The following is a 23,257-nucleotide window of genomic DNA, read 5'->3' as shown; positions in this document are numbered from 1 at the left end:
CTTTATCAGTTGGGGAAGATGTATGGCTTATGGCTGAAGGTCCAGCCGCTCTTCTCGGCAATGCGGAAGGACCATTGCATGCCTTCGCTGGCCTTGTTCAGGTCGGCAGCAGCAGGTACGGGCGACGGCACCTGCATCACCAAACTGAACTCCACTGTTTCACCCTTGCGAATCACCCGGCTATTGCTCAAGCCCTGGAAACTCAATGCATAGCCACTCTGTGCCGAAGTGGCGGCCAGATCGGCAATGGTGTAGTCACCGCCAGAGGCCGTCAGGCGATAACGCTGAATCACCATCGGCACACCACCAGTCAGCTCATGCGACCAGATGGGGAATGACGAGCCTTGCACGGATGCGTAAGGGAACAATTGCTGCGGCAGACGGTTGGGGTGCGCGTGCTCGGACAAGCTGCCGGAATTCGTAGCGGGGCCCAGATACTCCAGCAGCAAGCTGGGGTAGTTCTGTCGCTCCACGGCGTGAAGCGTCATGGCAAAAGGACCGGCAAACGCCATACCGTCGCTGATCGCCAGCTGCACCTCATAAGCACCGGCCACCGTAGGCGCAATGCCGATACGGTCAAGGCAAGTCCATTGGCGCAGGGCCAGGCTCTTCTGAATCCAGTTCGCAAACGTGGAGACAGTCGCACCAGGCCACTGGCTGCTGCCGGTGTTTCCGCACATATAGTTGTTTTCAGGCACCTGGAGCTTGCTGCCTGCAGGTTCACGCGACAGCGTCCACAGATAGGTCAGCATGTCACCATCCGGGTCATAGCCGTTGCCATTGAACAGGAAGCTGTTCCAGATCTCCGCAGCATCCGGCGAATCGCCAAAGCGCAGTTGCCTGCCGGTTTTTCCGATGACCAGGGGTTGCTCCTGGGTGTAGAAGGCGTCCACTGCCAGGCGTGCAATGGGCGCGTTGTTCCTGGTCTTGACGTTCACGCTGAGCTGCGTGTCCAGGGTGGAGACGCCGTCGGAGCTGGGCGTACCATGCTCGTCGGTCACGACCAGCGAGAAGGAGTAAGGTCCCGGTTTGTCGGCCACAAAGCTGGGGTTCATGGCGGCCGCATTGCTGAGCTTGGCGGTGCTGCCATCGGGCTTGTCCAGCAGGGTCCAGGCATAGCTCATGCGGTTGTTGTCGGGGTCGGTGCTGGCCTCGCCCGTCAACGTGACCGTGGTGCCCACCCCAATGGCACTCGCGCCTCCCATGACTGCGGCTTTGGCCACCGGTGGACGATTGGCACCATTGAGCACGGTAAAGACCTGCGTCACCGGCTCGCTCCACTCCTTGCCGTCATTAACGCGCAGCTGCACCACGTAACTGCCGTAATGCGTGCCGGTGAAATTGCCCCAGGTGGGGTTGAATTTGGTGGCGGCATCAAAGCCGGCGGGCGCAGACATCAGCGTCCATTCACGCGTCAGCGTGTCCTCGTCCTTGTCCTGCGAATAGGCGCCGATGGGAATGATGGAGGTACCCAGTTCGGCTTCAAACGACTTGCCAAAAGGACGCGAAATGACGGCCACAGGCTTGGTGTTGGACGCGCCGTCCGGCTTCTTGACCTTGATCTGAACCTCGCTGAAGGCGGTGGTCGTGCCGTCATACACCACCAGTGTCAAGCGGTAGGTGCCGGCGAAATCGGGAGTCAGCGTCGGCCTGGCCGTATTGCTGCTCTCGATCACGGCCTGCGAACCCCAGGGCCGCCCGGCAGGTGCGAAGAACCAGCGGTATTGCAAGGTGCTGCCTGCCGCATGGGTGCTGGCCGAACCGTCAAGCTGCACACGCTGACCGCGCACCGCATTGTCGATATTCGATCCAGCCTTGGCCACCGGAGCCGTGTGCATCTGGTTCGCATTGATCTTGATGGTCACCGGCTGGCTGCTCTTGCTGCCATGCGTGACCACCAGCGTTGCGCGGTACAGGCCAACCACATCCGGCAAAAAGCGCGGCTGGGACAGATGAGGATTGTCCAGTGCGGCCTCGCTACCGTCCGGCTTTTCCACCAGCGTCCAGTTGAAGCGCAGGTCCGCGGCGCGTCCGCCTGCGGGCGGCTGGCTGGCTGTGCCATCCAATTGCACCGTGGTATTGACCAGTTGCGCCAGCTCCGGCAGCACCACGGCCACCGGGTTGGGGTTGCGGACTTCCAGCTTGACGCTGACTTCATTGCTCGATGTCACAGAATCAGTCACCACCAAACCCAAAGTGTAGTTACCTGGAAGATCCGGCGTGAAACTGGCTGCAGCCGAGGTGGCCGTTGACAGTACGGCCACGCTGCCTGCGGGGCGCTGCGTGACATTCCATTGATAGCTGAGCGTGCTGCCATTGGCTGGCGTGCTGGTAGAACCGTCCAGCGTGACGGTATCGCCGGCGCTCACACTAGCAGCAGAAGCCGTGACACGGGCCGTGGGACGGTTGAGGTTACCCGTACCGCCACCGTCATCACCTCCACCGCCTCCTCCGCCACAGGCGGCCAGTAACATGGAAAAGCCAAGACCCCAAAGGACATGGCGAGACAAGAATTTCATGGCTGAAATTTCCTTTGCAATAAAGCAGGCTGATGCTGCGAAAGAATCGAAAACAGGGCGGAGGATGCGCGCGATGCGCTTTCAGAATTGCAGGGTCACGCTCAGGCGTGCCGTGCGCCCGGGCGCCGGGACCATGCCCAGGCTCAGGGCATCCAGGTAGTAGCGGTCAGTCACGTTGTCCACGTTGAAATCCACGTTCACGCGGTCGCTGAGCTTGTAGCTGGCGAAGACATCCCAGAGCACATACGAGTGCCAAGGCACGACCTGGTTGAAGCCCTGGGCTGTCTCGTTGTTGAATTCCGGTGTCGGATTGCGCTTGCCCATGAAGGTGCCGCGTACGCCCACGGTGAGCTTGCGCTCCAGCAGACGTGCACCCAGCAGGGCACTGGCGTGCCATTTGGGCGGAATCATGTTGTTGACATAGCTATTGGCAATACCGTAATCGGTGCAGGTGTAGCGCCGGAAACTGCCAAAGTGGCATGTCTCAATAAAGGTGTAGCGCGTGCCGCTGGCCTCCATGAAGAGCGGCCCCATGTCGTAAGAGCCCGAAACCTCGAAGCCGTCGAAGCTCACGCTTTCAATATTGCGCAAGGAGAAGAACTGGCGACCGGAGCCTTCTTCCCAGGTGTTGGGAAAAGTACGGGTCAGATAGTCCTTGGTGGTGTTGCTGAAATAAGCCAGCTTGGCGCGCAGCTTGTCGTTGCTGCGCCAGACACCATCCTTGAGAAAATTGATGCCGATCTCCCGGTTGAGCGTTCGCTCGGGCTTGAGATGAATGTCCTGCGACGGCGACACCGAGTAGCCGGCCGTGGTCTCGAACAGGCTGGGCATGCGCATCGCACGCGCATGGCGGCCATACAGCTGCACGCTGGGCGTGACATCCCATAGCGCACTGAACATGGGCGATGTTCCGTTGTTGCGGCTGCTCATCATCAGCGGATCGCAGGAGCCTGTGCCCTTGCTGTCCATGCAGTAAGCGCTGTCGGGGCTGACCATCATGGGCTTGTCATCGCGCGATTCAAAGCGGGTATGCCGCAGCCCCGCACCCAAGGTCACGCTAGGCAGAGGTTTCCACTGAAGATCCGTGAACAGACTCCATTCCGTACGCCGACCCAAGCGCCCACCGGATGTGAGCATATTGCCTGTGCCGACACCATTCACTTTCTCGAGCTGCGCGGCAAGCCCATAGTCCAGCTTGATACCACCAGCGCTGGCAAAGCGCATGCTGTTGCTGACGTCGAAGCCCCAGCGCTTGTAGTTTTCGGAGCCGGCACCAAACATCTGGTTGACGGTTTCTTCCGAATAGTTCTGATTCAAGCTGTCTGTGTTGGTGTGCCAGAGATTGCTGGTCAGATTCAGTAAGTCATTGTTCTCGGGGTTCCAGCGATGGCGCAGGGTATAGGTACCTGCCGTCACCTTGCTGTTGGAGGTCTGGGCCACCTGCCCCAGCCACAGCAGTTGCGATGGCATCAACTCTCCATAAGTGCTGGAGTAGCGCATATAGCCCGCCTCCAGTTCCTGATCATTGGGGAGGTACAAGCGTGCTTTGAGCAGCACAGAATCGTTCTCGTAATTGGTGTTGACGATGCGTTCACCACCCCGAAAACGTGTGGCTCCCACCACCTTGGGAACCACCTCGGTATAGAAGCCGCGGTTATAGGTCTCAGAAAGATCCAGAGACGGCACTGGCCCTTTGGTCCCCGCGTAATAGTTGCCCTGGCTGCGGCGCGCGTAGGCCGCGACGATATCGGCTTTCTCGAAACGCTTGGCAAGCGCAATGCTGCCGGCCCAGCTCTTGGGTTGCATCAGGCCCGGCCGGTTCATGCTCTCGGAAGATGGCACCACATTGGCGATATTGAATGGGCCGTCACACAGGCTGGCAATCACGCAATTGGTGCGGTAAACGCCGCCTGTGCCGTTGCTGGAACTGCCACCGGTATTGAAGCCAGCCTTGGTGCCTGGTGCAGGTGCAGAGCCGCTGTTGTTGCCGATCAGACTGCCGCGCAGGCGGATGCCAAAGGTCTGACCTGGGCGCACGATGTCATCGGCGTTCAGGGTGCGCGCGCTGACCAAGCCACCCACGGCGCCTGTGCCCTGCGCGCCCATGACCGGTCCTTTTTCGATCTGTATTCCGCCAATCAGATCAGGATCGATATAGGAGCGCGAGGCCACGCCTGCATAGCCACGGTAAACCGTGGTTTCCTGGCGCGCACCATCGACCAGCACAGGCACGCGCCCCTGACCCTGCATGCCACGAATATTCACATCCAGGCCGCCACTGTTGCGGTTCTCGCCAATCAGCACACCGGGGGTGCCCTGAAAGATATCGCCAACCGAGGTGCCGCGAAAGCGTTCGATGTCTTCGCGCTTGAGCACATTGCTGGAGCCTGCCGTTCGGTACTGCCGATCCTTTTCATCCCGTTCGGCGTCCGCCGTAACCAGCACGGTAGGCATGACGCGGCTTGGCGATTCATCCTCCTGTGCCACCACGGATGGAGTTGCGTCTGCCGACGATGCGGGCACGGGCTTCAGCCGCACCACACCGTTGCCCGTGAACACATGCGCAAAACCGCTGCCATGCAAAAGCCGGCTCAGCGCCTCGGCCGGCGTCATCACACCCCGTACCGCTGGAGCAGACAGGCCTTGCAGCTTTTGCGGATCGAACACCAGACGCAGTCCGGCTGACGCACCGAGAGCCACCAGTGCCTGACCCAGATCACCCTTGGGCAGATTGAACTCCACACGCGTCTGGGCTGCCGCGTCTTGTGCCATGGCAGCAGGCCGGGCCGAGTTCTCGTCGGCCCAGGCCTGGCACATCAAGGCCATGCCTATGGCGATGGCGATGGCCGTGCGGCGTCCCTTGACACATTCATTGAATTGGCGACTGTATGTCTGCGGCAGAGCACTGCTGGCTCCTGTTGCCCATCGGTTCATGGCGTCCTCTGAAGTTCTGTGACCGCAAGGCAGGCACAACACCCAGATGCTGGGTGATGCCCGCGATGCCTCTCTTCAGAGAAGACGGTTGACGCGCGAGATTCAGTAAATACGAATCAAAATTATTTAAAAATTAGAAAAGCACTACCAGACCCGGCAGTTGCAGCAGACGCGCACCCAATTCCTGAGCCACGCCCTGCACCGCACCCGGCACATCGGACTGCAGGAAAACACCACTGACCCGGCGCTGCGCCAGTGCTTGTCCACGCACCACAATGCGGCTGGTGTGATAGCGATTGAGGCGGCCCACCACATCGGCCAGCGTCATGCGCTCGAAGACCAGCAACCCACGCTCCCAGGACTGGCCCACATCCTCACTCAAATCCTGCACAGAACTCACCCCCTGCCTGTCGTAGCTGACGCGTTGGCCCGGTGAGACCACCACCGCATCCTGCGGCGCATGGTCCAGCGACACCGCCACCTGGTGGAACACACCGGTCACCTGAGTTCTTTCGTCGAATCGCTCGACGATGAAGCGTGTGCCCAGTGCACGGGTACGCCCGTCGGCTGCGGCAACCACAAAAGGTCGTTTCTCCGCATCACGGCTACTGGGCACATCAACGGGCTTCGCATCAAACAAGGCCTCGCCTCGCAGCAAAATCACCTGCCGCTGTTGTGCGTCGTAGCGCACGGCCACGGCGCTGCCACCGCCCAGATGCACCCGGCTGCCATCGGGCAGCGCTATTTCACGCCGCTCGCCCACCCCGGTGCGGTAGTCAGCCTCGAAGGCCAGCATGATCTGGCTGCCTGCCCCCACCCACAAGGCACCTGCAGCAAAAACTGCAGCTCCGGCACCTTTCCACAACATGCGTCGCCGCATGCGTCCTTGCAACAAAGGCTGGGTCTCCAAAACCGTGTCTGTGCCTCGATCCGGCAGCAGCCCCGACTGTCCCAGCGCACCCAACTCGGCCCAGACATGTTGCGCATGGGCATAGGCCTGGCGATTTGCGACATCTGCATCCAGCCAACGCTGCAAAGCCTGTTCATCCTCAAGCAGCCAGTCCTCGTCCGCTCTTCGCACCAGCCAGGCGGCAGCCTGCAGGCGGATGTCATCTGCCGCATCGGGGAGGAGTTTGGGTTGAGAAAGAGGATTCACAAAAAGCTGCTGTCTGAATACAAGCGATTGGAGAGCATGATGGGAAGACGTCTAAGTATTACCAAACCAGTAATTTTCATCCAAGGTACGCATCAGGCGGTCTGAAATACTGCAACGCTTCAGTGAAGCGGCAAGCGGGCCATGGCGTGGGCCAAAGCCCGCGCCAGATGCTTCTGTACCGAACTGGTGGAGATATCCAGCGCATTGGCCACCTGCTGATAGCTTTGCTCCTGCACCCGCACGCGCATGAAGATGTCCTGTGTGAGTGGCGGCAGCTCCTGCAAAGCCTCAGCCAGCTGGAGCAGTCGCTGACGACCTGCCAGTGACTGATCTGGACCAGGCGCAGTATCCTTGATGTGCACCAGCTCCTCAGGTGCAACCGCTGCAGTCTTGCGAGCCTCCTGCTGGCGAGCCATGTCGATGAGCATGTTGCGCGCCATCTGGAATAGATAAGCCCTAGCATCCTGCACAGGCGCTACCGCTGTGACTTCGATGAAGCGCAGGAAAAGCTCCTGCAGCATGTCCTGAGCCACATGCATATCGTGCACGCGATAGGTAAGCCAGGCCAGCAATTCCCGGCGGTGGGCAATGAAGATGCTTTGAGGATCGCTGGACATGATAAAGACGTGGATTTTATTCTCAATTGAGAATAAATCTCATTCATTTTCTTGCAAAGCCTGTACCTTGCTGGCCAGCATCGCAAGACCTTCGAACTTTATGATCTGGCGAGGCTCTTGCTGGCCTATGTGGCAGCGCTGCGTGGCCCTGCACAGCAAGCTCCAAGCCGCCCAGATCCGAGAACACCTGCCGGTGTGCATGGCAGGCGTCAAACCACTTACCCACAATCAGAACATCTATATTTATTTAGTAAAATCATGGGCTTGAGTTCTTTATCGATGCATCACGAATACCGCACTCAGTGAGCGAGATACAAAACTCCCAGCGACTGGGAATTTTCTGTCGATTCTCACTGAGTCTTGTACTCACCTAGATAAAAAATCAATGACTTAGCGCCCTGTGAAGAGGCTAGTTTTGTACTCGTTTCTCACTGAGTGTTGTACTTTCCGGAATTCTTCTCACTCAGTTTTGTATTTTCCGCACTAACCTGAATGCACAGAAATTTCCCAGCGCTGGCACTCTCTAAAACGAAGCGTGTGCTTGGTCATTGACCCAAGGCAATGCAAATTCGCTCATTGACGAAAAATTGCATCGGGATGACTGGCAGGAAAAGCTTTCTCCCCCTAGAAGCAATTCAGTGAACACTTGGACTCCCTATAGGGAGGAGTCCAACAAGTCACCCAGTATGGGGATCTGTGGAGTGACTCACACATCCGGTATGCATATTTCGCATATCAGCCTCTGAGCTTCTCATCTTGTTGTGTGGCAGCCCGCCTCCGAGAATCATTTTCAGATTCTTCAATACCGGCAACTGCTGACAACTCACGAGAAAAAGTCATGGATAGACTCAAGGACAAAGTCGCCATTGTGTTTGGTGCGGGTCCCAATATCGGCGGCACTATTGCTCACTTCATGGCCCGCGAAGGTGCACGCGTTTGCGTCACCGATGTAAGCGAATCCGCAGCAAACGACACAGTCAACTTTCTACGCGAGCGCGGACTTGAAGCCTTTGCTATGCAAGGCAATGCTCGCGTCGATGCCGACGTTAAACGCGCAGTGGACGAAACCATGGCCCGTTACGGACGCCTCGACATTTCGGTGAATATGGCCGGACGCGTTCACTGGAGCCATGTTCTGGACATGAAGCACGACGACTGGGACGACTCTGTCGCTAGCTTTGCTACCGCCGCGCTGATCACCACGCAACACTGTGCGCGTGCAATGATCAAATCAGGTAACGGTGGCAGCATGATCCACATCCTTTCCACCGCGGCACACTTTGGCGAAGCCGATGGCGCAGCCTACTGCTCTGCCAAAGCCGGCTTGCTAAGTTTCGTTCGCTCGTCTGCGCTGGATCTCGCACATCTGGGCATCCGTGTGAACAGCGTCACACCTTGCTCCATGGAACACCAACTGTGGACCACCATGCGGGACGAAATGTTCAATCCCGAATGGAAGATACCCACTAGCAAGGGCTTCTACTCGCGCCAGGAATATCTCGATCAGATGCCGCTTCGTCGCTTTCCACGCGCATCCGATCTTGCATGGGCGACCGTGTTCCTCGCATCCGACGAGTCGGCGTGCATGACGGGCTCAGACATGGCCGTAGATGGGGGGTTGCGGCACAAGTATCCCACTTGGTCCCCGGGTCGCCACTACCCGCTAGACGTCAAGGACTACGCCCGCTCCATTGAGTGGACGAAATATGGTGAACCACAGGGCCCGCTCACGGACCTGATGGGCAAACCCGTCTGACCCCCACCCTGCATCGGAGACAAACAATGAGTCAACTCGACGAGCGCCGCCTCGCACGCGCCGCGCAATTCAACCGCCTCACCGAAAGCAGTCCCCACACAGACATGGGCAAGCTGCTACGCCACTTCTGGCAGCCCATCGCGCTGAGCGAAAGCGTGGAAGTGGGGGCGGCCATCCCGCTCAAGATAATGCACGAGGAGCTGACGCTGTATCGCGGCGCGAGCGGCAAGTTGCATCTCGTGGGCGGTCGCTGCGCACACCGCCGCACGTTGCTCCACACCGGATGGGTCGACGGCGAGCAGATCCGCTGCATCTACCACGGCTGGCAGTTCGACAGTACTGGCTCCTGCGTCAACCGCCCCGCCGAAGCCGACACCGGTATGCCGCGGACCAAGATCGCGGGTTACCCCGTCAAGGAATATCAGGGTCTGGTGTTCGCCTACATGGGTGAAGGCGAAGCCCCCGAGTTCGATCTGCCGCGCAAGCTGCTGACCGAGCGCGAAGGCGCCATCGTTGCCAACGGCATGGAGCGCTGGGACAACAACTGGTTCCAGCAAGTAGAGAACTCGATGGACGCAGTGCACGTGAGCTTTGTGCACATGGCACTCACCGTCGGCGCCTTCGGCAAGGCCGTGACCACCGGCATTCCCGAACTAAGCTACGAAGAAACGTCTGCCGGCATCCGCCAGACTGCTCGCCGCAGCAAGGACAACATACGCCAGAGTGACTGGACTTTCCCGAACAACAACCACATCACAGTGCCAGGCCTGACGCCTGACGACCCGTGGCTCGACGTGTTTGTCTGGATGACGCCCAACGACGATCTGAACACCACGCGCTTCATGATCTACAGCCTGCCGCCGGGTGCCAGCGAAGCCTCGCGCATGCGCTTCAAGGCCTACTTCGCCAAGTACGGCAAGTACGACCCGGCGGACCACCATGACGAGCTGTTCAGCTCGCGCGTCTGGAAGGATCCGGAAGACACCTTCGTGGGCCTGACCGCCGCGCAGGACTACCTGTCCATCCGTGGACAGGAGCGCGTGACAAAGCGTGAGGACGAGATTCTAGGTCGCTCGGACCTTGGCATCGTCACGCTGCGCAAGCTGTTCTGGCGGGAGCTCGATCTGGTACGCGCAGGTCAGCCAATTAAGACGTGGTCGTCGCTTGATGAACCTGTCGAGCTGCCACATCAGCCCGGAGACGAGCCCGCAGTCGCCGCACAGGCCTGACGCAATCGCCCCTGTGCCGACACCGTCGTCCCACGGCGGTGTCGGCGGAGCGCTGCCCATTTCTCTTTCGCTTTTCCCCTCGATTCTCTTTCAGGTATGTCGATGCTCGACCTCACCCCTCACGAAGCGCTCCCCGAGGAGTTGCTGATGTTTCGCGAATCTGTGCGCCGCTTTGTCGAGAAGGAACTGATTCCACTCGAGCATAAGCTGGACTCCACCGGTTTGCTGGATGATGCCACCGCACAGCAGGTGCGCGAGCGCGCCAAGGCCGCTGGCCTCTGGCTGCTCGATGTCCCCGAAGAAATCGGCGGGCAGGGCCTCTCGCTGTTGCCGCTCACCGTCTTCTGGGAAGAGGTTGGACGCAGCACGGTCGCCTCGTGGGTGCGCGATCACGGTCTCTTCGGACCGATGGTCGGCCCCATCCTGATGGGCCTGAACGAAACGCAGCGCAAGGAATACCTCTACCCCGTCGTGGAAGGCCGCAAGCGCTTTTGCTTTGCCCAGACCGAGCCGGATGCGGGTTCCGATCCGTCCGCCATGCGCACGCGCGCGGTCAAGACCGACACCGGCTATCGCCTCAATGGCGTGAAGCGCTTCATCACCCGCGCGGCCAAGGCCGATTTCGCGCTGGTGATGGCGGTGACCGATCCCGAGAAGGGCGCGCGCGGCGGCATCTCATGCTTCATCGTGGACATGAAAGCGCAAGGGGTCACGTTGGCCAGTTCCGAGAAAACCTTGATGGGTGATTCGCCGTGCGAGATCGCTCTGCAAGATGTAGATGTCCCCTTCGACAATCTGGTGGGGGTCGAAGGCAAGGGCTTTGCATTGGCACAGGGCTACATCAATCACGGCCGCATCCGTCAAGGTGCACATTCCATCGGCGCTGCCGAGCGTTGCCTGAACCTCACGGCCGAATATGCCTCACAGCGGAAGACTTTCGGCGAGCCGCTGTCCGAACGCCAGGGCGTGCAATGGATGCTCGCCGACGGCTTCACCGAGGTCTACGCCTCGCGCCTCATGGTCTATGACGCGGCGCGCAAGGTCGAAGCCGGCGTGGACGCCAAGCTAGAGACTTTCATGATCAAGACCTTCGCCGTGGAGATGGGCTTTCGCGTCCTCGACACCTGCATGCAGCTGCATGGCGGCATGGGCCTCACGCAGGACACGCCCATCGAGCGCTTCTGGCGCGACCTGCGCAGCTACCGCATCACCGAAGGGCCGACAGAGGTGCTGCGCACCACGCTCGCCCGCCAGATTCTCAAGAACTTCGCCTGATTGGACAGACATCGTGAAAGACGCACTGAAAGACGTTCTGGTCATTGAACTGGGCACCGTGCTGACCGCCCCGCTGGCCGGCATGATGCTGGCCGATCTGGGCGCACGCGTGATCAAGGTGGAGCATCCTGAAGGCGGCGACCCCTTCCGCCGCCACGCGGGCAAGCTCTACAGCCCGCATTTCGCGGCCTACAACCGCAACAAGGAAAGCATTCAGCTCGATCTTCAATCCGAAGCGGGCAAGGCGGACCTCGCCAAGCTGATCGCCAAGGCCGACGTGCTGCTAGACAACTTCCGCGCGGGTGTGCTGCCGCGCCTGGGCTTCGGCGACGAGGTGCTCAAGGCGATGAATCCACGCCTGATCCATTGCTCGATCACCGGCTTCGGCGCCGAAGGCCCCTACAAGGACCGTCCCTGCTACGACGCAGTGGCGCTCGCCATCAGCGGTCTGGCCAGCCAGAAGCTCGACCCCGAGCGACCGATTCTCAACGGCCCATCGCTGTCGGACAACATCACCGGCATGTACGCGGCCTACGGCATTCTCGGCGCCCTGCACGCCCGCGAGCGCACTGGACAGGGCGAGCGCGTGGAGATCAACATGCTCGAAGCCTCCATCGCGTTCTCGCCCGAAGGCTTCTCGCAGTTCACACGTCTGGGCGTTGCGCCCACGCCGATGTCGCGCGTGGCGATCTCGCAGTCCTACGCCTTCCGCTGCGCGGACGGCAGGCTGCTGGCCGTGCATCTGTCCTCGGTCGAGAAGTTCTGGCTGGCGTTCGTCAATGCGCTGGAGCGCCCCGAGCTGCTCACCGACGAGCGCTTCAAGACGGCCGCGCTGCGAACCCAGCACTACACGCTGATCGCCGAACTCGTCGCTCAGGTGTTCGCCGAGCATGCCTATGCCGAGTGGGAAGCACGCTTGACGGCGGCTGATGTGCCTTTCGCCCCGGTCAAGACCGTCCCCGAAGTCATACAGGACCCACAGGTGCAGACGCTACAGCCGTTCTACACCATCCAGCACCCGGAACACGGTGAACTCGTCGCCATCCACCGCCCCGTGAAGATCGGCGGAAAGCGCGGCCCGAGCGAGCTTGCAGCCCCCGTGCTCGGCGAACACAGCGCCGCCATCCGCAGCGAATTCTCGCTGTCCTGAAACCCACACAGAGACGCACCATGTCCAAACTCGAACTCTCTCTTGCCATCGGCAACTACGACCGCTGCCGTCCGCTCATCGACGGCGCCGTGCAGATCGACGGCGTGAACCCCGTCATCATGACGCTGTCGCCCGAGGAAATTTTCTTCCGCGCATTTCGCGGTCAGGAATTCGACATCTGCGAGCTCTCGCTGTCCAGCTCCACGCTGCAAGCCGCGCAAGGCAGTTTCCCCTACGTCGGCATTCCGATCTTTCTGTCGCGCGCCTTCCGCCACACGGCCATCTACTGCCGCACCGACCGGATCCAGAAGCCGGAAGACCTCAAGGGCCGCAAGATCGGTCTGCCCGAGTACCAGCTCACCGCCAACGTCTGGGTGCGCGCGATCCTGCAGGATGACTACGGCATCGCTCCGTCGGATGTGACCTGGGTGCGCGGCGGCATGTCGCATGCCGGTCGCCCCGAAAAAATCAAGATCAAGCTGCCCGACAACGTGCGCGTGGAAGATGCGCCCGAAGGCGAAACCATCTCCAGTCTGCTCGCCAAGGGCGAGATCGACGGCTACGTGGCCCCGCGCGCGCCGGACGTTCCCGCCGGCACGCCCAACATCGGCTGGCTGTTCCGCGACCCGGTGGAGGCCGCCAAGGACTATTACCGCCGCACCAACATCTTCCCGATCATGCACATCCTCGGCGTGCGCCGCGAACTGGCCGATCGCCATCCGTGGCTGCCGGGCGCCATCTACAAGGCGTTCGAGGAATCCAAGACCAAGGCGCTGGAGCATCTGTCCGAAACCTCGGCTACCAAGATCACGCTGCCATTCGTGGAAGAACGCCTCAAGGAAGCACGCGACCTGATGGGTCAGGACCACTGGTCCTACGGCATCAAGGCCAACCGTCATGTGCTCGAGAACTTCTTCAAGCACCACCACGCGCAGGGCCTGTCGCCGCGTCTGGTCACGCCCGAAGACCTGTTCCACCCCGGCACGTTCGAGCAATTCAGCCTCTGAGGAAAACGCCATGTCCTTGAGCAGCGAACAAATCTTGCAGCAGTGGCATGCCGCGCGCCTGGCTCCCTTGTGGAACAGCCCGAACGCGCACAAGCCGCCGCCGGGCCCGGTGCCCAGTCATCTGTGGCGCTGGAGTGACATGCGTCCGCTGATCGAGCTGGCGTTTCAGGAGACTTCGCCGCAAGCGGTGCAGCGCCGCGTGCTGCAGATGCTCAGTCCCGAAGCCGAATCGCTGACAGACGAGCACACCTGCGGCAACGTGCTGGCTGCCTACCAGTGCCTGCTGCCCGGCGAGACCGCGCGCCCGCACCGCCACACCATGAATGCGCTGCGCTTCATGCTGGAAGGCTCGGGTGTCATCACGCTGGTGGACGGCAAGGAATGCCCGATGGAATTCGGCGATCTGGTGCTCACCCCCGGCATGACCTGGCACGAACATCGCCATGACGGCAGCGAGCCGGTGGTCTGGCTCGACGTGCTGGACGTGCCGCTGCACATGTACATGGGCTCGGTGATATTCCAGCCCGGCCCGATTCCCGAGCCACCGGTGACCATGCCCGATGCGGCTTTCGCCTACGCCAACGTGGCACCGCTGGTGACGCAGGGCCGCACGGACCACTCGCCAGTGTTCCGCTACCCGTATGCCAACGTCGTCGGCGCGCTCCAGCATGCGCCCAGGAGCGCCGACGGCGTGCGCCGCGTCCGCTACATCAACCCGCTGAATGGCCAGGGCGCGCTCTCGCTGCTCGAAGCCAGCATGATACAGGTTGACGCGGACACGACTTCGCTGCCGATGCGCAGCAATGCCAATCTGGTGATCGCCGTGGTCGAAGGCGAAGGCGAAAGCCGGATCGGCGAGCAGAGCATCCGCTGGTCGGCCCGCGACGTCTTCACGGTGCCGCAGCACAACTGGGCCTCGCACCAGGCCTTCGGGCAGGACGCGCGCCTGTTCGTGGTCTCCGATGCCGATGCCATGCAGCGCCTGAATCTGCTGCGCGAAGAAGTGGGCGCGCCTGCGCCCTGAGAGAAAAGAGAACGATATGAAGATTTGCTGGTTCAATGAACACCGTCTGGGTGTGGTGGCCGATGGCCGCGTGGTTGACGTCACCGATGCGCTCAAGGCCCTGCCTGCGCCCTCCTACCCGCGGACCACGGGCGACCTCGTGGTCGCGAACCTGCCCCAGTTGCGCGCGGAAATCGAACGTCTGCAACCCACCGCCGCATCGCATCCCGTCGACTCCGTGCGCTTTCTCAGCCCCGTGGCGCAACCCGGCAAGATCATCGGCGTGCCGGTGAACTACCAGGCGCATGTGGAAGAAGCCAATCGCGACGTGGCCATCTTCACCAACCGCTACACCGGCGGCGTGAAGGAGCAAGGCCTGTTCCTCAAGGCCAACAGCTCCCTCATCGGCTGCAGCGACGCGGTGAAGATCACCATGCCCGAGCGCCTGACGCACCACGAGATCGAACTCGCCGCCATCATCGGCAAGAAGGTCTCGAACGTGTCGAAGGAAGAGGCGCTGTCCTGCATCGCGGGCTACGCCATCGCGCTCGACATGACCGTGCGCGGCCCTGAGGACCGTTCGCTGCGCAAGTCGCTCGACACCTACTCGGTGCTCGGCCCCTGGCTGGTGACGGCCGACGAGATCGCTGATCCGCAGAAGCTCGACCTGCACCTCACCGTCAACGGCGAGACCCGCCAGATCACCAACTCCTCGCAGATGATCATGTACATCGCCGAGCAGATCGAATGGGCATCGAGCTTCTACACGCTCTATCCCGGCGATGTGATCATGACCGGCACCTGCGAGGGCGTCGGCCCGGTCGTGCCCGGTGACGTGATGCACGCCACCATCGAATCGGTCGGCGACATGCGCGTGCGCGTCGAAGCGGCAGGAGCCTGAGCGATGACGGACACCACTTCATCGGCGCACGAGAAGCTCACGCTGCGCGTGCAGTCGATCACTTATGCGGCCAAGGATACCTATCTCGTCGAGCTGACCGATCCACAGGGCACGCCCCTGCCGTCGGTCACCCCGGGCTCCCACATCGATCTGCATCTGGGCAACGGCATCACCCGCTCGTATTCGCTGGTGCAGTCGGGTGACGATCCTGCGTCCTATGTCGTCGGTGTGAAGCTCGACGCCAAGAGCCGCGGTGGCTCGCGCTACGTGCACGAACAGTTGCGCGTGGGCAGCCTGCTGCCGGTCTCCATGCCGCGCAACCACTTTCCGCTGCACGAAGATGCCGCACACACGGTGCTGATCGCTGGCGGCATCGGCATCACGCCGATCTGGTGCATGGCCCAGCGCCTGGCCGCCATCGGTGCCTCGTGGGAACTCTGGTACAGCGTGCGCTCGCGCGCCGACCTCGCCTTCGTGCCGCTGCTTGAGGCCACGGGCGCGCGCGTGCATCTGCATGTCGACGAAGAGGCCGGCAAGATTCTGGATCTGCCCGCCATCGTCGCCGCGGCTCCGACTGACACGCATTTCTACTGCTGCGGCCCCACCCCCATGCTCAACGCCTACGAGGCCGCCGCTGCAGCGCGCTTTCCTTCCGAGCAGATCCATCTTGAACGCTTCGCGGCCAAGCAGGCGGCATCGGTGGATGGCGGCTTCGTCATCTCGCTGGCCCGCTCCTGCCGGGATCTCGTCGTGCCGCAAGGTGCGAGTGTGCTCAAGGTGCTTCTCGACAATGGCATCGAAGTAGATTCCTCCTGCCAAGAAGGCATTTGCGGCTGCTGCGAGGTCGCTGTACTCGAGGGCGAGGTTGATCACCGTGACGCCATCCTTACCGAGGCCGAGCGCGCCGCCAACAAGACCATGATGGTCTGCTGCTCCGGTGCCAAATGCTCGCGCCTCGTGCTAGACCTATGATGCCCATGACCTGGGGTGAACATCTCCTTCTCGGCCACTCCGAAATGGATGGCCTGCACGAGGAGTTCGTCGAGTTGATCGGCCAACTGCAGACCGCGAGCGACGCACAACTGCCCGAACGGCTTCAGGCTATGCGAGCGCATCTAGAGCAGCATTTCAAAGAGGAGAACGAGTGGATGAGACGATCCGCCTTCCCGCCGCGCGATTGCCATATCGACGAGCACGCTGCGGTGCTGCGCTCTGTGTGCGAGGTCTGTGAGCTGCTCGCCAAGGGCAACGTCGCCATCTGCCGCGATCTGATCAACGCGCTGACGGATTGGTTTCCCAAACATGCCACGCATCTCGATTCGGCGTTAGCTCACTGGCTTTCCAAGCAACGCTTTGGAGGAAAGCCTGTCGTGCTGAAACGCAGCGTTAAATCCCCTCCCGCTGCACACTAAGCCGCAGAGTCACTCCACTTTGGCACCTACAGCCCGCACCACATCGCCCAACCGTTGAATATCGCTTTGCATCAACGCACTCAACTCGGAGGGCGTGGAGCTCAGTGCCTCGACGCCTTGCTCTGTCATCTGTCGCTTCACCCCGGCTAGAGCTAATACGGCAGTGAACCGCCGGTGGATCTCCTGTACTTCGGACATTGAGGTTCTGGCCGGAGCAACCAGGCCAAACCAGTTCTGTAGCACTACCTGATCAAACCCGACTTCTCGCAATGTTGGCACTTGAGGCAGGACCATGAGTCGACTTTCCCCTGCCACCGCAAGAACGCGCAAATGTCGCTGCTCTACCTGCTTCTGGATCGAGCTGTATGAAACGAAAAAGCAGTCCACGCGCCCGGCGAGCAGGTCAATCACAGCCGGAGCCGCCCCTTTGTAAGGCACATGGATGAACCGTGCGGCACTTTGCTCCCTAAGCATTTCCCCCAACAGATGTCCGCCCGATCCGCTGCCTGCAGACGCGTAGGTGATACCGCCCGCTCGCTGTCTCGCTAGCTCTACCAACTCAGCTACCGTTTGGACAGGGCTGTCAGCGGGAACTGAAAGGACACTCGGGAAACGCCAGAGCAACGAAACAGGTGCGAAGTCCTTCAAGGCGTCATAAGGCAAGCGCTTTCCGTACAACGACGTGTTGATGGCATGCGAGCCAACATTGGCAACATACAGAGTCTTGCCATCGGGTACCGCGTGCTTGACATATTCCGCACCGATGATGCCGTTGGCGCCGGGCCGGTTATCAACAAGAATGGTCTCGCCCGAGATGCGGGTCACTTCCCGTACCAGCAATCTTGACAGCAGATCGACACTCGCACCTGGTGCAAACGGCACTATCAATGTCGTAGGTTTGGCGGCGCTAGCCGTTAGCGCGAAGCTGGCGCTCCATGCTGAGCAAAACGGCAAAGCACGCAGCAGTTGTCTTCTGCGCATATCAGTCCTCCACAAGTGAGTCGATCGATTCTTATCATCTCGCCTATGAGGATCAACACTCGAATCCGCAACGCAGATATACCGTTTTCTTCAGGCTGCTTTGGCGCTAGCAACCCGAGCGCGCTTCGGTTTTTCCTCCTGAGCGCCATTCAGGCCGGCTTGGGCCTGGGCCACCAAATGGATAAGGCACGACACCAATGTGCTCTGGAAATCATCCAGAGACTCTCCAGATGCGCCCGCTATGGCATTTCCATCTTGCATGGCCAATGTGAAAGAGGCTAGCTTCTTTGGAAGCCCCGGCTGAGACTTCAGCAGCGGTGCAGGAAGAATGCTTCGCCACCAAGTGGCCAGCTCTTCGCGCTGGGTCTCGCGAATGTTCAGAAATTGCGAACGAGCAGTCTGTTCAGGCACAGATTTTTCGACGCTTAATATCACACCAAGTCGCCAGAAGTCGGCCGCGAAATACTTGGGTGTGGTGGCACTTCCGAAGATGCGAGTGACGTGCTGCTCGAAACTTTCCTTTGGCAATGGCTTGTTGCGCTCTGCAGTCTCACGATGCCAACGCGAGAAGCTGTCCTCGATCATCGCGTTGAGCAGTAAATCCTTGCTTTCGAAGTGCCAGTACACGCTGCCAATGGGCAGGCCCGACATACTCGCCACCTTCGCCATCGTCATGCCGCTATAGCCATTCGTCGAAATGACGTTAAAGGACGTCTCGAGAATGCGTGAACGAACGGCAGCACTCGACTTGTGCTCGCCATGCTTGCGGGTTCGACTATTTTCGCTGGTGACCATTGGGCTGAATTTTTATTTGGCTCATGTCGCTGGATTGGTGGCCCGGCATCCGGGAACCTCTCCAACATGTCTCCACAAGCTATCTGTATTGGTGAATTGTTGATGGTACCCAATGTTGGCGTTCATGGGCCCATCCCTCTGTTTTCAAATCGCCATCGCAGTCTGGAGCGCAGACACATCAACCTCAGCTTCCAGATTCTGGATGCGCTGCAGAATCCGCTGTGCCTGCCCGCGCCTCATGCCTGCTGCATCAGTGCATTCGAACAACTTCTTATGGAATTCGGCGACTGTCATCGGGTTTTTGGGATCACCCTTGGCAAATTCGACCTGCTTGGTGAAGGTCTGACCATTGCGTGTCTCAATCTCTACACGGGCAAAGCCAGGGCCGCCATCCGGACGCACCAGACTCTTGTCCTCGACAGTTACGATCCGCGCAGTCAACTCCTTGAGGTCTCTGCGTTGCAAAGCCTCAAGCGTGAAATGTCGAAGACCGACCTCACGGTCCTGAATTGCTGCAGCCACCATCCAGGGATTGCTGAACTGAGCCTCAACGATCGTCTTGGGATTGCGCTTCTTTTCAAGGGGCGCTCCTAGCAGCATCATCTCAGCCGGTGGGCTGTAGATCGTGACTTTGGCCACCTGATCCGGGCGTAGGTCGTTCACCATCACCAGCTCTGTCGTGGCGTCGATGGCCACATGGCCACCGCGGCAGGAGGGATAGGGTTTTGGCGCGATATCCGGACCAGCAAAGCTGCTACCCAGCCCTCCGAGCAGGGACTCCTTCGAATACTTTCCACCGTGGTATTGTTTGAACAGTCCCTTGAGTCCCTCCAGAACATGATCGGAGCCGAACACGCCATGCTTAGCTAGGCGCGCTGACATCATCCCGCCATAGGCCGCAAAGCCCGCGCCGAGGCGCTTGGCGAGCGTGCCATCCACGCTCGCCTGGGCGTTCCCGGACATCTGGTGATAGGCGAGTCCCACGGCCGCAACCACCTGGTCACGCGAAAGCTTCATGAGACGACCAGCCACCATCGTCGCCGATAGAAAGCCATACATAGGTGTGGGATCCCACCCGACGACGAAAGGCGACACGCCCGGCGAACCCGCACGCGAGAGGCGACAGGCAAGATCAGTGCCGACGGCTACTGCGGCTACCAACTCTTGGCCGCTCACACCCTTGACCCAGTCGGCCGTAGCCAGCGCGGTTGGAATGGTCACGCAGGACGCATGCATCAGCGAGGGCTCATAGGTATCGTCGAACTCGAGCGCCGCAGCCATAGACGCATTCAGCCGCGCGGCGCTCTCTGCCGGCACTCGCACATTTGTGCCCAGCACAAGACTCTCACCCTTACCACTGGTTTCGCGCGTCCAGTCATACAGTTGTCGTATGCCATCCGATTTCAACGCGGGCAAAGCCACCGCCACCGTATCCAGAATCTGGAACTTGGTCGCTTCAACCACTTTTGCAGGCAACGCCGCATAAGGTGTTTCGAGACAATAGTCCACCAGCGCGTAGATTGCGTCGGGCAGCGTGCGAGATGGTGTCGCAGAAAGTGCTGCCTTTTCCTCGGAAAGTGCCCAGACTGCTCCGGTTGTGCCACCAGCCGCGAACAGAGCTGCGAACTGAGTAAAGCCTCTTCGATTCAAATTCATGTTGTGACTCCTTTTCTTATTCACGCCGGCGTGACTTCGCGGTTCATACGCTGGGATGCGGAACCCGTCCTGTCGATCAGCATGGCGATCAAAGTCAATAGGAGCGCTCCCACCGGAGGACCCCAGTCATAGATGCGCAAGGGACGACTTCCCATGGAGGTCGAAAAGCCGATAACGACCACAGTCCACACCACCGCAACGGCGATGATCAGAAACATATCCTTGGATCGCACCGTATACGGTGGCGTACTGTCGGCTGCCAGTAGCGCGCGCCCATCAGACGGCTGTGGCTGCCAGAGGAAACCCGGCTTGGCGCGTAGTTGAAAGAGCCCAACAAAGCTCTTGCCGTATGCCAGGATCAGCAGCCCGCAGAGCAACAGTTCCTGAGTTCCGGTGAACAGTTGCCGCGGATGCGGCGAAACGAACAGGTTCAGATAGATGATCTGGAACGCGATTCCTGCCATGAACGCCAATGCCACCGGCACTAGAACATTGAGCAGCAGCATGGAGCCGAGCACGATCTCCATGTACTTGACCAAGGGATAGAACCCCACCACGTTCATTTCGTGCATGTAGGGACCCACCGCCCCGGCCTTGCTGAAATCCGGCACGACGCCAAACACGGCGAAGTTGATGCCTGACTTCAAAAAATGAATGGCGTAGTAGTACCGCAACCAAAGGATGAGGTATTTCCAGGGACCATCTTGTGCCTTGATCATTGTGTCTCCTTGAAGTTCGATTCTTGTGCTTTTGCTCGGGGTGTGACTTGTCAGTCGCGCCGCGCTTGGACTTCAGTCCCGATTCCGATCGCGGTACAGGTAATAGATCAGACCCACCCACGATGCGACGAAAGCCACGATGTCGTAGTTGCGGATCGGACGGTAGGTGGTATAGAACAGGCCCGTAGAGCCAATGAATGCGGCGGCCGTCAGCACGAGGCATACAAAGACGGCGATCCATTTGTTCTTGTTCATGATTTCAGCTCCAGACAAAAGAAAGTTGCGAGTGAAGTGCGTGCTTCAGTCGACGATGCGGCGGCCGATGTCCTGCTTGTAGGCCATTGCTCCGTCCCAGAGCCACAGCGGTTCGAGCTTGGGCTTCACGGCGGCGAATATCCAGCCGCTGTATGCAAGCAGCAGAATGCCGTTGAGGAACAATTCCTGCGGGCCGGTGAAATATTGGCGTGGCATCGCAGGCGAAGCGACGATGACGGTGTTGAGCCAGAAGATGTTGACCGTAGCCGGGAACTCGAGAATCAGACCGAGCAAGGGCAGGCGGTTGAAGAAGATCATCGCACCGGTGATGATCTCCAGATACTTGATGATCTGGTAGAGATAGATATTGGCATTGGCCTGCACCCATTCGCCACCGATGCCAGGAATGTCGGGCACGTAGCCCGTAGCCGCGTAGCGGATGCCGGAGAACAGCAGGTGGGCGCCGAAGTAGAACCGGATCCAGTGAATGATGTAGTACCAGGGTGAGCGGGAAGCCATGGCGTTTGTCCTTGCAATTTGAAATATTGGAGGTAGGAGTGCGTCAAGAAAGCACGCTCGTTTTAGCGAGACGTACTTCCTGGAAGGGCTTTAGAAGCGCGAGGTGATACCGACAATGACGCCATTCACCGAGTTGCCGGCATTAGGAATGGGACTTTGGAACACTGGCCAACGAGATTTGCCGTTCTGGGTAAGGCGTGTGACCGCCGCCATCAGCATTACTGAGCGACTAACGTCGTATGTATAGGCGACGCCATAGCTAGTCGCATCGCTTTCATTCGTGCCGCTTGAGTATCGGCCGACGGTCATACGTACGTTGCCTCGCTCAGAGACAGGAATAACCGCTCCCAGCAGCTTCACGGATTCTGAGCTTCCGTTAAGTGCCGCGCCGTTGCTACTCAGTGTTGGATCGGTAGTGTCACGGTGTATGTAGGTGAAGTATGGCTGGACTGGCCCCGCCTTGTAACTGGCGCCCAGCGCATACTCGGTGTTCGACTTTGTCGGACGCACGCTGCCCGAACCAGGTGTACTGGAAGCCCGCACAAGCAGAGCTCCAAGCGTCAATGGTCCATTGTCATAATCCACCGCAGCCTCTATTAACTTAGGCTGAGTCTGAGATCCTTCATTAAAGCTGTAAGACAGCTTGGCCTGAAGACCGCTCCAGCGCGGCGAGATATAAGCAAGTGTGTTCTCTGTTCGCTGTGTCGGATTAATAAGAAATCCTGTGGAGACACCCTTACCTGAAGCACTACCTGGAGCACCAGACCCCAAGGTTGTCAGCACGCCCCAGGCATCCATCGCGGGCAATAGCATAGGATCAAATTTCGGGAAAAAATTGTAGGTTGGCCCCTCCAGTCGTCCAGCACGAATTGCTCCCCAGGCCCTGCTCTCTAGTTCGACATATGCTTGACGGCTCCAGAATCGGTTAGGCATGCCATTGGTGGAGCTTGATGTACCGGAATCAAGATTGATGCCAGCCTCAAGCCGCGCGTTCGCTTTTAACCCTTGCCCCAAGTCTTCACTAGAGAGGAATCCCAGACGAGATCCGGATCCTCCTGCGTGCATCGCTGTTTTTGATTGACCGGAGGTCCGGTAATGAGCAACAGCAAGATCAGCGACACCATAAATGCGCACCGAGCTTCCTGACGAATCCTGCTGCTGTGCATTTGCCATCGAAATGGCCCCCAAAGCAGCTACCCCAATAATCCACTTTCGCTTCATTATGTCTCCTGGTTTTATTTTGAATACACCCGTTCTGTCCGTGCCATGCGCAACGCTCCTCTGACGGGACATGCCTGCCATCGAAGATCGTGGATGATTGCGCGCGATGTGCACCGATCTCGCACTGGAAAGATTGCATGTGCGGTCGAATC

20 protein-coding genes are annotated in these 23,257 nt (G+C 59.7%); 9 read left to right on the top strand and 11 right to left on the bottom strand.

The genetic code is table 11. The features are described from left to right. Window positions 1–5: 5 nt before the first annotated feature. The 4 genes from ACNAZA_RS18005 to ACNAZA_RS17990 form a co-directional block, all read right to left on the bottom strand. Window positions 6–2,519, bottom strand: coding sequence for a PKD domain-containing protein (locus ACNAZA_RS18005; RefSeq protein WP_415797903.1), 2,514 nt, complete (start codon window positions 2,517–2,519; stop codon window positions 6–8). Window positions 2,520–2,600: 81 nt separating this feature from the next. Beyond that, on the bottom strand, window positions 2,601–5,453 hold the full coding sequence (locus ACNAZA_RS18000) for a TonB-dependent receptor (RefSeq protein ID WP_415797902.1): 2,853 nt from the start codon (window positions 5,451–5,453) through the stop codon (window positions 2,601–2,603). Window positions 5,454–5,586: 133 nt separating this feature from the next. After that, window positions 5,587–6,609 carry a FecR family protein gene (locus tag ACNAZA_RS17995; RefSeq protein WP_415797901.1) on the bottom strand — a complete coding sequence of 341 codons (1,023 nt, stop codon included), beginning with the start codon at window positions 6,607–6,609 and terminating at the stop codon, window positions 5,587–5,589. Window positions 6,610–6,728: 119 nt separating this feature from the next. Then, complete coding sequence (locus ACNAZA_RS17990) at window positions 6,729–7,226, bottom strand: RNA polymerase sigma factor (RefSeq protein WP_415797900.1); 498 nt, start codon at window positions 7,224–7,226, stop codon at window positions 6,729–6,731. Between the two features lie 838 nt (window positions 7,227–8,064). Between ACNAZA_RS17990 and ACNAZA_RS17985 the strand changes: the two genes are divergently transcribed. The 9 genes from ACNAZA_RS17985 to ACNAZA_RS17945 all read left to right on the top strand — a co-directional run bounded on the left by ACNAZA_RS17985 (window position 8,065) and on the right by ACNAZA_RS17945 (window position 16,959). After that, complete coding sequence (locus ACNAZA_RS17985) at window positions 8,065–8,982, top strand: SDR family NAD(P)-dependent oxidoreductase (RefSeq protein WP_415797899.1); 918 nt, start codon at window positions 8,065–8,067, stop codon at window positions 8,980–8,982. Between the two features lie 26 nt (window positions 8,983–9,008). Further along, complete coding sequence (locus tag ACNAZA_RS17980; RefSeq protein ID WP_415797898.1) at window positions 9,009–10,211, top strand: Rieske 2Fe-2S domain-containing protein; 1,203 nt, start codon at window positions 9,009–9,011, stop codon at window positions 10,209–10,211. Between the two features lie 96 nt (window positions 10,212–10,307). Further along, on the top strand, window positions 10,308–11,486 hold the full coding sequence (locus ACNAZA_RS17975; RefSeq protein ID WP_415797897.1) for an acyl-CoA dehydrogenase family protein: 1,179 nt from the start codon (window positions 10,308–10,310) through the stop codon (window positions 11,484–11,486). Window positions 11,487–11,499: 13 nt separating this feature from the next. Beyond that, window positions 11,500–12,636 carry a CaiB/BaiF CoA transferase family protein gene (locus tag ACNAZA_RS17970; protein WP_182284401.1) on the top strand — a complete coding sequence of 379 codons (1,137 nt, stop codon included), beginning with the start codon at window positions 11,500–11,502 and terminating at the stop codon, window positions 12,634–12,636. 20 nt (window positions 12,637–12,656) lie between these two features. After that, entirely contained in the window at window positions 12,657–13,643 is a 987-nt protein-coding gene (locus ACNAZA_RS17965) for an ABC transporter substrate-binding protein (protein WP_415797896.1), read from the top strand. A gap of 10 nt (window positions 13,644–13,653) precedes the next feature. Beyond that, window positions 13,654–14,667, top strand: a complete 1,014-nt coding sequence (locus ACNAZA_RS17960) for a cupin domain-containing protein (RefSeq protein WP_415797895.1) — start codon at window positions 13,654–13,656, stop codon at window positions 14,665–14,667. A gap of 16 nt (window positions 14,668–14,683) precedes the next feature. Continuing rightward, the gene (locus ACNAZA_RS17955) at window positions 14,684–15,547 is read left to right on the top strand and encodes a fumarylacetoacetate hydrolase family protein (protein ID WP_415797894.1); all 864 of its coding nucleotides are present in this window, start codon (window positions 14,684–14,686) and stop codon (window positions 15,545–15,547) included. Between the two features lie 3 nt (window positions 15,548–15,550). Further along, complete coding sequence (locus tag ACNAZA_RS17950) at window positions 15,551–16,519, top strand: PDR/VanB family oxidoreductase (RefSeq protein ID WP_415797893.1); 969 nt, start codon at window positions 15,551–15,553, stop codon at window positions 16,517–16,519. 5 nt (window positions 16,520–16,524) lie between these two features. Beyond that, on the top strand, window positions 16,525–16,959 hold the full coding sequence (locus ACNAZA_RS17945) for a bacteriohemerythrin (RefSeq protein ID WP_415797892.1): 435 nt from the start codon (window positions 16,525–16,527) through the stop codon (window positions 16,957–16,959). A 9-nt stretch (window positions 16,960–16,968) separates the two neighbouring features. Here the strand turns inward: ACNAZA_RS17945 and ACNAZA_RS17940 are convergent, their stop codons facing one another. The 7 genes from ACNAZA_RS17940 to ACNAZA_RS17910 all read right to left on the bottom strand — a co-directional run bounded on the left by ACNAZA_RS17940 (window position 16,969) and on the right by ACNAZA_RS17910 (window position 23,105). Further along, window positions 16,969–17,940 (bottom strand): Bug family tripartite tricarboxylate transporter substrate binding protein, encoded by a 972-nt coding sequence (locus tag ACNAZA_RS17940; protein ID WP_415797891.1) that lies wholly within the window; start codon window positions 17,938–17,940, stop codon window positions 16,969–16,971. Window positions 17,941–18,030: 90 nt separating this feature from the next. Further along, window positions 18,031–18,735, bottom strand: a complete 705-nt coding sequence (locus ACNAZA_RS17935; RefSeq protein ID WP_415797889.1) for a TetR/AcrR family transcriptional regulator — start codon at window positions 18,733–18,735, stop codon at window positions 18,031–18,033. Window positions 18,736–18,879: 144 nt separating this feature from the next. Continuing rightward, window positions 18,880–20,391 (bottom strand): MmgE/PrpD family protein, encoded by a 1,512-nt coding sequence (locus tag ACNAZA_RS17930; RefSeq protein WP_415797888.1) that lies wholly within the window; start codon window positions 20,389–20,391, stop codon window positions 18,880–18,882. 20 nt (window positions 20,392–20,411) lie between these two features. Beyond that, window positions 20,412–21,110 (bottom strand): hypothetical protein, encoded by a 699-nt coding sequence (locus tag ACNAZA_RS17925; RefSeq protein ID WP_415797887.1) that lies wholly within the window; start codon window positions 21,108–21,110, stop codon window positions 20,412–20,414. Window positions 21,111–21,182: 72 nt separating this feature from the next. Continuing rightward, a complete protein-coding gene (locus tag ACNAZA_RS17920) occupies window positions 21,183–21,365 on the bottom strand; it encodes a hypothetical protein (protein WP_182284411.1) in 183 nt (60 codons plus the stop codon). A 45-nt stretch (window positions 21,366–21,410) separates the two neighbouring features. Next, window positions 21,411–21,884, bottom strand: coding sequence for a hypothetical protein (locus tag ACNAZA_RS17915; protein ID WP_415797886.1), 474 nt, complete (start codon window positions 21,882–21,884; stop codon window positions 21,411–21,413). A gap of 90 nt (window positions 21,885–21,974) precedes the next feature. Continuing rightward, window positions 21,975–23,105 carry a porin gene (locus ACNAZA_RS17910; RefSeq protein WP_415797885.1) on the bottom strand — a complete coding sequence of 377 codons (1,131 nt, stop codon included), beginning with the start codon at window positions 23,103–23,105 and terminating at the stop codon, window positions 21,975–21,977. Window positions 23,106–23,257 lie beyond the last annotated feature (152 nt).

The organism is Comamonas aquatilis (genome assembly GCF_965139575.1).
Lineage (GTDB): Bacteria > Pseudomonadota > Gammaproteobacteria > Burkholderiales > Burkholderiaceae_C > Comamonas > Comamonas aquatilis.
The sequence above is the reverse complement of the archived record's forward strand: the minus strand, read 5'-3'. Positions and strand labels throughout refer to the sequence as shown.

What these genes read in the sequence shown, in the direction of transcription:
- ACNAZA_RS18005 (WP_415797903.1), bottom strand. Translation starts at nt 2,519, where the DNA reads ATGAAATTCTTGTCTCGCCATGTCCTTTGGGGTCTTGGCTTTTCCATG.
- ACNAZA_RS18000 (WP_415797902.1), bottom strand. Translation starts at nt 5,453, where the DNA reads ATGAACCGATGGGCAACAGGAGCCAGCAGTGCTCTGCCGCAGACATAC.
- ACNAZA_RS17990 (WP_415797900.1), bottom strand. Translation starts at nt 7,226, where the DNA reads ATGTCCAGCGATCCTCAAAGCATCTTCATTGCCCACCGCCGGGAATTG.
- ACNAZA_RS17985 (WP_415797899.1), top strand. Translation starts at nt 8,065, where the DNA reads ATGGATAGACTCAAGGACAAAGTCGCCATTGTGTTTGGTGCGGGTCCC.
- ACNAZA_RS17980 (WP_415797898.1), top strand. Translation starts at nt 9,009, where the DNA reads ATGAGTCAACTCGACGAGCGCCGCCTCGCACGCGCCGCGCAATTCAAC.
- ACNAZA_RS17975 (WP_415797897.1), top strand. Translation starts at nt 10,308, where the DNA reads ATGTCGATGCTCGACCTCACCCCTCACGAAGCGCTCCCCGAGGAGTTG.
- ACNAZA_RS17965 (WP_415797896.1), top strand. Translation starts at nt 12,657, where the DNA reads ATGTCCAAACTCGAACTCTCTCTTGCCATCGGCAACTACGACCGCTGC.
- ACNAZA_RS17960 (WP_415797895.1), top strand. Translation starts at nt 13,654, where the DNA reads ATGTCCTTGAGCAGCGAACAAATCTTGCAGCAGTGGCATGCCGCGCGC.
- ACNAZA_RS17955 (WP_415797894.1), top strand. Translation starts at nt 14,684, where the DNA reads ATGAAGATTTGCTGGTTCAATGAACACCGTCTGGGTGTGGTGGCCGAT.
- ACNAZA_RS17950 (WP_415797893.1), top strand. Translation starts at nt 15,551, where the DNA reads ATGACGGACACCACTTCATCGGCGCACGAGAAGCTCACGCTGCGCGTG.
- ACNAZA_RS17945 (WP_415797892.1), top strand. Translation starts at nt 16,525, where the DNA reads ATGACCTGGGGTGAACATCTCCTTCTCGGCCACTCCGAAATGGATGGC.
- ACNAZA_RS17940 (WP_415797891.1), bottom strand. Translation starts at nt 17,940, where the DNA reads ATGCGCAGAAGACAACTGCTGCGTGCTTTGCCGTTTTGCTCAGCATGG.
- ACNAZA_RS17935 (WP_415797889.1), bottom strand. Translation starts at nt 18,735, where the DNA reads ATGGTCACCAGCGAAAATAGTCGAACCCGCAAGCATGGCGAGCACAAG.
- ACNAZA_RS17930 (WP_415797888.1), bottom strand. Translation starts at nt 20,391, where the DNA reads ATGAATTTGAATCGAAGAGGCTTTACTCAGTTCGCAGCTCTGTTCGCG.
- ACNAZA_RS17925 (WP_415797887.1), bottom strand. Translation starts at nt 21,110, where the DNA reads ATGATCAAGGCACAAGATGGTCCCTGGAAATACCTCATCCTTTGGTTG.
- ACNAZA_RS17920 (WP_182284411.1), bottom strand. Translation starts at nt 21,365, where the DNA reads ATGAACAAGAACAAATGGATCGCCGTCTTTGTATGCCTCGTGCTGACG.
- ACNAZA_RS17915 (WP_415797886.1), bottom strand. Translation starts at nt 21,884, where the DNA reads ATGGCTTCCCGCTCACCCTGGTACTACATCATTCACTGGATCCGGTTC.
- ACNAZA_RS17910 (WP_415797885.1), bottom strand. Translation starts at nt 23,105, where the DNA reads ATGAAGCGAAAGTGGATTATTGGGGTAGCTGCTTTGGGGGCCATTTCG.